The sequence below is a fragment of the Pantoea sp. VS1 genome (assembly GCF_002207995.1).
GTDB lineage: Bacteria > Pseudomonadota > Gammaproteobacteria > Enterobacterales > Enterobacteriaceae > Pantoea > Pantoea dispersa.
In genome coordinates, this window is sequence record NZ_NHZE01000117.1 from 1 (window position 1) to 873 (window position 873).

General features: G+C 63.7%; 1 protein-coding gene. It reads right to left on the minus strand.

The genetic code is table 11. From position 1 onward, the window contains the following. The coding region (locus tag CBW22_RS24505; RefSeq protein ID WP_176428188.1) for a conjugal transfer protein TraG N-terminal domain-containing protein at positions 1–873 on the minus strand (873 nt) is incomplete at both ends.

Genomic DNA, 873 nt, shown 5'->3' on the forward strand with positions numbered 1-873 from the left:
CGACTGGAACATCGGCAGCATACGGCCCATGATGGTACCGAACGAGGCCCAGCTCAGGCGCTGCTTGGTCAGGCTGGACTCCGTGGCCAGGTTCACCAGGTTCGCGGTATCCGACGAGCGCGCCGCAAACCCCTTCCAGCCATCGCGGATGGCCGCGTTGGTAATGTTGTTGCGCATGATCTGCGAGGCGCTGAGCCCGCCCGCGTAATAGAAGTTGTAGCTCTCGTCCATCGCATTGCCGAGCAGGCTGTCGGCGCTCACGCGGCTGCCGAACACGCGCGTGGCAAGCTTATGCCAGGTGGTGCCGCCGATGCGCACGTCCGCCCCGATGAGGTTTTTGATCACCCCCGCCGCCTGCTGGCAGGTGATAAACTGGCGTCCGCCGCCGGTGTCCTGATACAGGCCGCGCAGCGGGCTCGGATTGTCGGTGATCAGCGTCAGCGGATCGGTGCTGTTGAGCAGCTGCGACACGGTGTACTTGTTGTTCAGCAGGATGTCGCCCACCACGCAGTTCTCCACGTAGTCGGTCAGCATCTGCGACAGCTGCGGGTTCTGCGAACGGAAGTCCGTGGTCTGCGCCACCACCTGCGAGCCGAACAGCATGCCCGACTTCGTGTAGGTCAGCGAGTCCGGGCGGGCAAAGGTGTAGTCATAAAGCTGCGCCACCCCGAACCCCGCCCCGGTAGACAGGCCCGCAATCATGGCCAGCCCCGCCGGCACGTTGTCCACCTCGTACACCGCCGCCGGGTCGGTGATGTCGTGGATCTGCACGCTGCGCTTCGGTACCAGCAGCGCGGAGGTGATGAACATGAATACCGCCAGCCAGTACAGAAACACCATCGGGTTGCGGGTTTTCACAAACGACACCACCAC